At 43.3% G+C, this 8076-nt stretch carries 9 protein-coding genes; 7 read left to right on the top strand and 2 right to left on the bottom strand.

The window, feature by feature from the left end:
* The 7 genes from Q0A12_RS06260 to Q0A12_RS06230 form a co-directional block, all read left to right on the top strand.
* Positions 1 to 1251, top strand: a 1251-nt coding sequence (locus Q0A12_RS06260) for a PTS transporter subunit EIIC (RefSeq protein ID WP_291291804.1), incomplete at its 5' end; no start/stop codon positions are given.
* A gap of 209 nt (positions 1252 to 1460) precedes the next feature.
* Complete coding sequence (locus tag Q0A12_RS06255; protein ID WP_291291803.1) at positions 1461 to 1712, top strand: hypothetical protein; 252 nt, start codon at positions 1461 to 1463, stop codon at positions 1710 to 1712.
* A complete protein-coding gene (locus tag Q0A12_RS06250) occupies positions 1709 to 2803 on the top strand; it encodes a MupG family TIM beta-alpha barrel fold protein (RefSeq protein ID WP_291291802.1) in 1095 nt (364 codons plus the stop codon). The genes Q0A12_RS06255 and Q0A12_RS06250 overlap by 4 nt, the downstream gene beginning before the upstream one ends.
* A gap of 1 nt (position 2804) precedes the next feature.
* Positions 2805 to 3920, top strand: a complete 1116-nt coding sequence (locus Q0A12_RS06245; protein ID WP_291291801.1) for an amidohydrolase/deacetylase family metallohydrolase — start codon at positions 2805 to 2807, stop codon at positions 3918 to 3920.
* The gene (locus Q0A12_RS06240; protein WP_291291800.1) at positions 3901 to 5013 is read left to right on the top strand and encodes a DgaE family pyridoxal phosphate-dependent ammonia lyase; all 1113 of its coding nucleotides are present in this window, start codon (positions 3901 to 3903) and stop codon (positions 5011 to 5013) included. Before Q0A12_RS06245 ends, Q0A12_RS06240 begins: the two co-directional genes overlap by 20 nt.
* Positions 5010 to 5750, top strand: coding sequence for a KDGP aldolase family protein (locus tag Q0A12_RS06235; protein WP_291291799.1), 741 nt, complete (start codon positions 5010 to 5012; stop codon positions 5748 to 5750). Before Q0A12_RS06240 ends, Q0A12_RS06235 begins: the two co-directional genes overlap by 4 nt.
* A gap of 16 nt (positions 5751 to 5766) precedes the next feature.
* On the top strand, positions 5767 to 6780 hold the full coding sequence (locus Q0A12_RS06230) for a sugar kinase (RefSeq protein WP_291291798.1): 1014 nt from the start codon (positions 5767 to 5769) through the stop codon (positions 6778 to 6780).
* A gap of 171 nt (positions 6781 to 6951) precedes the next feature.
* On the opposite strand, the gene Q0A12_RS06225 is transcribed toward Q0A12_RS06230, so the two are convergent.
* Positions 6952 to 7530 carry a TMEM175 family protein gene (locus tag Q0A12_RS06225; RefSeq protein WP_291291797.1) on the bottom strand — a complete coding sequence of 193 codons (579 nt, stop codon included), beginning with the start codon at positions 7528 to 7530 and terminating at the stop codon, positions 6952 to 6954.
* Between the two features lie 269 nt (positions 7531 to 7799).
* Entirely contained in the window at positions 7800 to 8048 is a 249-nt protein-coding gene (locus Q0A12_RS06220) for a hypothetical protein (protein WP_291291796.1), read from the bottom strand.
* Positions 8049 to 8076: the final 28 nt, after the last annotated feature.

Below are 8076 nucleotides of genomic sequence, written 5' to 3'. Positions count from 1 at the left end.
GCAAACAAGGTGGGGATGCAACGACATATGGTGGCGATACGGAAAGGAATTATTGCCACACTACCACTGACTATCGTCGGTTCCTTTTTCACGATACTATTAAATTTTCCTATTGAATCAGTTGCAGCATTTATTGAACCATATCGTGAAGTGTTGGATATTCCGTTTCGCTATACCGTTGGCTTGTTGGCACTTTATGCTACTTTTGGTATTGCCTCTTCACTGGCAAAAAGTTACAAATTGGATTCACTGACAGCAGGGATCTTGGCAACGATGTCCTTTTTGATCACGGCAGCCCCACCTATTCGAGTTTTTGATTCGGTGGAAGGCGTGATCGACGCTGGACGATTTATCAATATCGCTAATCTAGGGTCTGGCTCATTGTTTGGTGCGATCGTTACGGCTATTTTATCAGTGGAGATTTATCGCTTCTTTATTGTCAAAAACATCACCATCAAAATGCCGGATGGCGTACCGCCTGAAGTGACCAATTCCTTCATGGCATTGATTCCTGGAGGTGTGATCCTTGTCTTGTTCTGGGTCATTCGCCACATCATCGGCTTTGATATCAATGGTTTCCTAAGCAACCTTTTGATGCCGTTGAAAGACATTTTAGCAGGTAATAGTTTGTTTGGCGGTTTATTGACGGTTTTCTTGATTTGTTTCTTCTGGGTTCTTGGTATTCATGGTCCAGCAATCATGGGGCCAGTGATTCGTCCTTTCTGGGATATCTCCATTGCAGAAAATATGGAAGCATTTCAAGTATCCGGTAATGCCCATGAACTACCAAATATTTTTACTGAGCAATTTTTACAATGGTTTGTTTGGATCGGTGGCGCAGGTACGACGCTAGCACTTGTCGTTCTATTCTTATTCTCAAAATCAAAATATTTGAAACAATTAGGTCGTCTGTCGATTTTACCAGGTATTTTCAATATTAATGAACCAGTCATTTTTGGGGCGCCTATCGTGATGAATCCGATTCTGGGAATTCCATTCCTTGTAGCACCGTTGATCACTACAACGATTTCTTACTTTGCGACAACAACGAAGATCGTTCCAATGATGGCAGCTCGGTTAGGCTTTGCCATTCCGGCACCGATCGCTGCTTGGATGAGTACCAACTGGAGTGTGGCTGCGGGAATTCTCGTTGTCATCAACTTTTTGATCACATTAGCGATCTACTATCCATTCTTTAAAGTTTTTGAAAAACAACAATTGGATCGTGAACAAGAAGAAGCTCAACAATAATCAATTCCTAGGCGTTCCTTGCGATAATGCGATAATAAAAATCTTCAAAACGATGACCGCTAAGTGACCACAGCTAGGTGCTTTGAGAGGAGTGCCATGCGGCAGCGAGCACCAAGCTGCCGCATGGCAAATCAATTGAGTGAAAGGAAGTCTTTCATTAGTAGAAATGATGCAAGAAGAAGCTGAGTTTCAAAAGAAAGGGTAACAAAATGACGATTATCTATGCATGTTTTTTATTTCTCGGATTACAGATTTGGTTAGCAAGAAACGGGGCATTTATCAAAGGGATTCGCTTGCGGACCCTTATTGGCGGATCCCTAGTCTTGTTAGTCGTTGCTACTTTAGCAATAGGACGGACAACAATTGCCCCTGTGTGCTTAACAACACTGAGTGTTGGTTGCAGTACGTTGTTGATCACAAAATTTTCTCAATTTGGTGAGCAGAAGGAGTTAAAAAAATGAAAAGACAACTGGGAGTTTCCATTTATCCAGATCACAGCAATAGTGAAGAAGACAAAGCGTATTTGGAATTGGCGCAACGCTACGGATTTAGCCGAATTTTTATGAGTATGCTGGAAGTGACCGATGGAAAAGAAATGGTGCGCAAGAAATTCAAAGAGATTTTGACATTTGCCAAATCCCTTGGCTATGAAACGATTTTGGATGTTGCGCCATCAATCTTTGAAGAGCTGGAAATTTCATACGATGATTTGACTTTTTTCCATGAATTAGGTGCGGATGGGATCCGTTTAGATCTAGGCTTCGATGGTAGCAAAGAAGCGATGCTGACTTACAATCCCTTCGAATTGGCCATCGAGTTGAACATGAGCAATGATGTCGCCTATTTAGACAACATTTTGACCTATCAAGCCAACTTGCCTTTCTTATATGGCTGTCATAATTTCTATCCTCAAGAAGGCACAGGACTGCCTTATGAATTCTTCGAGAAATGCAGTCAGCGTTTCAAAGCAAAAGGCATTCGGACTGCCGCGTTTATTACATCTCAATCCGCAAAAATTGGCCCATGGGATATCAATGATGGATTACCAACATTAGAAATGCATCGGCATTTACCAGTAGAAATTGCGGCAAAACACCTCTTTGCGACTGGATTGATCGATGATGTGATTATTGGCAATGCCTATGCTTCAGAAGCAGAACTTGCGGCACTAGGCGCCATCAATCGTTACCAAACAGAATTTTCGGTAACATTTTCACCAGAGTGTAATGATTGCGAGCGTGAGATCCTTCTGAAAGAGCAGCATTATCGTCGTGGGGATATTACCGATCGGATGATTCGATCAACCGAAGTTCGCAAAAAATACAAGCAGTTTGATAATCCTGCCCATGACAATCTGGAAGAGTTTCAACCGGGAGACATCGTGATCGGCAACAATGATTTCGGCAAGTACAAAAATGAACTTCAAGTAGTCTTGACGCCCCATCGTGATCCACGAAAAAATAAAGTCGGATCAATCGTCGCTACAGAGCACTTGTTGTTGCCATTTATTCAGCCATGGACCAAGTTTAAATTTACCGAGAGGAATGATTAACATGTTGGATATGATTATCCGCCAGGCACGTACACTCAATGAAGAGGTTTTCGATATTGGGATCAGGCAAGGCAAAATTTGCCAGATCGCAAAAACGATCGAAGCGCCTTCACAAAGGGAGTGGACACTGCTTCCGAATCAGTATCTATCGGCAGGCTGGATCGATGATCATGTCCATTGTTTTGAAGAAATGAGCTTGTATTATGATTATCCCGATCAGATCGGTGTGGCCAAAGGCGTAACGACAGTGATCGATGCGGGAACGACAGGAGCGGAAAATATCCATCGCTTCTATGACTATGCGCAAGCAGCCAAGACGAATGTCTTTGCATTGGTCAATATTTCCAAATGGGGTATTGTGGAACAAGATGAGTTAGCCGATCTATCCAAAATCAAAGGAGATCAGATCACAAAAGTCTTAAATGAATTTCCTGATTTCATTGTCGGGTTGAAAGCCAGAATGAGTAAGACGGTGATTGGCGACAATGGCATCACCCCATTAAAATTAGCAAAAAACATCCAGAAAGAACACCCCGGTCTGCCACTGATGGTCCACATCGGTTCTGCACCCCCCGATTTGTCGGAGATCATGTCTTGTTTAGAAGAAGGGGATGTTCTGACCCATTGCTTTAACGGCAAAGACAATGGCATTTTGGATCCTCAGCAAGATATAATCAAATCCTTTGTTTGGCAAGCGTATGAACGCGGAGTTGTCTTTGACATTGGCCATGGTACAGATAGTTTCAATTTTCATGTCGCAGAAAAAGCACTTGCTGCTAACTTGAAAGCTGCTTCTATCAGTAGTGATATTTACATTCGAAATCGGACCAAGGGACCGGTTTATGATTTGGCGACGACGATGGAAAAGTTAGCCGTTATCGGTTATAGTTGGCAGGAAATCATTGAGAAAGTGACAGTCGCGCCAGCCCGTCAGTTTCATTTATCCGGAAAAGGTGCCATCGAAGAAGGATTAGATGCCGACTTTACAATTTTTGAATTTAAAGATGCAGCCAAAGAATTGATTGATTCAAATGGCAACCGGCGGATCATTGATCGACAGATCATTCCATTGAAGACCATTATTGGAGGAAAAGTATATGACACTGAATGTAACTAAACTTGGCTTGAAGCAAGTCATCAATGCTTCCGGAAAAATGACGATTTTAGGCGTTTCCAAAGTGAGTGAAGGGGTCTTAGCGGCCCAGCGTTTTGGCGGCGAACACTTTTTTGAGATGAGTGATTTAGCTGTTAAAACAGGGGCTTATTTGGCTAAGCTGCTTCAAGTAGAAGATGTTCAGATCGTTTCTTCTGCCTCTGCCGGAATTGCCCAATCGGTGGCAGCAGTCATTGGACAAGGCTCTTTATTCCACCTTTATCATCCTTTTTCAGACAAAATTCAGCGTCGGGAAATCATCTTGCCAAAGGGGCACAATGTAGACTATGGCACCCCGGTCGAACTAATGGTTCAACAAGGTGGCGGCCAAGTCGTTGAAGCAGGCTATGCCAATATGTGTTCTGCAGACCATATGTCACAGATGATCAGTCCCCAGACAGCTGCGATTCTCTACATTAAAAGCCACCATACGGTACAAAAAAGTATGCTTTCAGTCAAAGAAGCTGCTCAAGTCGCAAAACAGGCAGGTCTCCCATTGATCATGGACGCTGCAGCAGAAGAAGATCTCTTTCGCTATATCCAAGAGGGGGCAGATCTAGTGATCTATTCCGGAGCGAAGGCGTTGTCTGGACCAAGTGCAGGTTTAGTGATCGGTCGAAAAGAACTTGTAGAGTGGGTCAGACTGCAATCCAAAGGGATCGGTCGTTCCATGAAAATCGGTAAGGAAAACATCTTAGGTCTTACACAGGCAGTGGAAGAATACTTGGCTGAAGGAAGTGAATCAGGCGCTTCGATGCAGCAGCGCTTAGAACCATTTATCGCAGCGCTTAATCAAATCGCTGGCTTGTCTGCAGACATTGTCCAAGACGGTGCAGGACGGGATATTTATCGTGCTCGTCTGCGTGTCAAAAGCGGTCAGACAGCGCTAGAAGTGATCAAGAAATTAAAAGCAGACGAACCAGCCATCTACACACGAGAATACCAAGCGAATCATGGCATTATTGAGTTTGATATTCGAGCAGTCACTGACACAGAAATGCAGCTGATTGCCAATCGTTTAAAAGAAATCATGAATCCGGAGGAACCAAAAGAATGAAAAAAGCCCCATCTTATTTAGAAGATCGAATTTGTTTGAATGTTTTAGCGAATTCGGTTGAAAACGCCAAGGAATGTTTTGAAGCAGCCGAAGGAAAGATTTTATTGGGCGTTCTTTCCAAAAATTATCCCACAGATGAAGCGGCAATCGAAGACATGAAAAAATACCAAGAAGAAATAGAAAATGCATTATCAGTTGGTCTCGGTGCTGGTGATCCAAATCAGAGCGAGATGGTTTCGCGGATCTCTGGTGTGTTGCAACCACAACATGTCAATCAAGTATTCACAGGTGCAGCGACGTCGCGGGCTTTGCTTGGACAAGATGAAACCATCGTAAATGCATTGGTTTCACCAACTGGTAAAGTTGGTTTTGTCAATATTGCCACAGGACCATTAAGTTCACAGGCAGAACCTGCCGAAGTGCCCCTTGAAACAGCGATTGCTTTATTAAAGGATATGGGCGCTAGTTCAATCAAATATTTCCCTATGAAAGGAATGGCCCACAAAGAAGAATATCAAGCGGTAGCCAAAGCTTGCGCAGCCCATGATTTCTATCTTGAACCAACCGGTGGGATTGATTTGGATAACTTTGCGGAAATCCTGCAGATTGCTGTGGATGCAGGGGTCAAGAAAATCATTCCTCACGTTTATAGTTCGATCATCGATCCAGAAACAGGAGATACCCGTCCGGAAGATGTGAAACGATTACTGGAGATGATGAAAGAGTCATTGAAGTAAGAGTGAAGGAGGAATCGTGATGCGCATTGGTGCATACGGCGAAGTCATGCTGCGCTTGACACCGCCTGAATATCGGACATTGGAGCAAACCCATTCCTTGCGAATGGATTTTACTGGAACGGGCGTAAATATTTTAGGGAATTTAGCGCACTTCAATCTCTCTGCCTCCTTATTGACGAAAGTACCTAAGAATCGTTTAGGGGATGCAGCAAAAGCCAATTTACAAACTTATGGCATCAAGACAGACTATATTGGACAAGCCCACAACCACATCGGCAGCTATTTTGCTGAAGTAGGATTCGGTGCTCGTCCTACTTATGTGACGTATCAAAATCGTCGCGGTAGTTCATTTGGTGTCTCTAAACCAGAGGATTATCCCATTGATGCCTATTTGGAAACCATCGATCTTTTGCATATTTGCGGGATTTCATTAAGCCTGACCGAAGAGACCTGGCAAACGGCGCTTGCATTAGCAAAAGGTGCAGCTTTGAAGAAAATCAAGGTTTGCTTCGATTTTAATTTTCGCCCGAGTCTCAATTTGGAAAAAGGGCAGCAAGAAGTTTTAAGGGAACGGTATGAAGCGATCTTGCCCTATTGTGATCTAGTATTTGGCTCTGTTAGAGATTTGCACGGCCTTTTAGGATTTGGCGATCAATTGCCGATTGATGGGGCGGAGGAAGAGCAAATCATCCGCGGGTTCATGGCACAGTACGACATCGAATGGTTCACCGGAACGAGACGAATCGCCAGCGAAGACAAGCAGTTTATCAGTGGAATCATTTATACAAAAACAGATCATGTGGAGACAGCCCCTCAATTGTTGCAGATTCTTGATCGCATTGGTGCCGGTGATGCCTATGCAGCCGGGATTCTTTTAGGATATGCAGAGAAATGGTCGTTAGCAAAAACGGCAAATTTTGCTATCACTAATGCTGTTCTGGCACACACCATGTTAGGGGATGTGCCCCTGATTACACGGGAACAAGTGGAACAAGTTTTGGAAAATCCCGGAGTCGATTTGATTCGTTGAGTTCTCTTTCAGGACCAAGGAGTATATAAAAAATCATCCAACAGCAGGCTCTTGCTGGCTAACGACGGCCACAAGCAGAGCTTTTCGTTGGATGATTTTTGTTTGAATACTGAAGCAAGACAAGTGCTTGGATCGCTGTAGTGGTAACTGACTATTGATGGAGGCAAGAGTTTATTGATTTAAATAACGTTCAGCTTTCTTTTCGGGAATCACCCAAAGAAGCAAGACGATGCTATCCAGACCAATCACAAATAATGGATGGATCAGCCAACCTAGAAGCAGAGCTAGCAAGTTGATGAAAAGGGTAAAGTACAACTTTTTGTAATGGCGAAATAATTTTCTGATGACTGGATTGTTTTGGCTTTCTCGGCTCAATGCCCGACCTAATAAATAATAGCTAAAATCAGTCAAGAGAATCACGGCACCATAGAGCATTTGGGGAGCTGCAGACAGCGGATATTGACTGACCCATGATGTCACGAATGGAAAAAGCGACAGCGAGAGAATCAGTAAATGGTTGGCCCATAATGTCCATCCATCGATATGTTCGGTCACTTGGAAGAGATGATGATGATTGTTCCAATAAATCGCCAGCATCACAAAACTGATTAGATAGATAATAAACTGATGTTCAATCCCTAAGAATGCCTGAAAAGTATCATTTTTAGGTTGATGAAGTTCTAAGACCAGCAAAGTCATCACGATCGCAATGACTGCATCCGTAAAGGCCTCGATGCGGTTCTTTGACATATCCTTCTCCTTTCCAGATTCCAGATAGTAAATCACTGTTAGTTTACGCCAAGAGGCATTTCTCGTCCATCAAAGAGAATCGTCAACCCCAAATAGGAGAAAGCCTCTTTAAGATTTGGGGCTGCCACTTTTTCTGTTCTGAGCGAGAACACCAACGCATAGAGGGCCGATTTGACTTAGATTCAAAAAACGAATCCTACCGGCCCTCAACAAAGCGTCTTGTGGGAAGCGGTAGGATTCGTAGAAAACCTCTATGTTATTCGGATGAATTATTGTTTGACATTTAGGGTCAAATCAAATTGAGAAGGGTGGATATAGCGCAAGTGGGGTCCTTGGTTGTCAGCGATCGTCAACTCAATCAGTTCACTGCTGATTTTTTTGATGTCCGTGATCGGATGGCCTTGAACGTCACGAAGTTCAATGGTGGCTTCTGGATATGTAGCTTTAAGCTGATTGTATTTTGCGACAAAGGCATTGACGATCGCGGCAGATGAGGTTAGTTCAGTATATTCAGGCATTTTCTTCCTCCTTATCGATAAAACTGAT

Source organism: Enterococcus sp. (assembly GCF_022711995.1).
Lineage (GTDB): Bacteria > Bacillota > Bacilli > Lactobacillales > Enterococcaceae > Enterococcus_D.
This window is presented reverse-complemented; position numbering and strand designations above follow the sequence as displayed.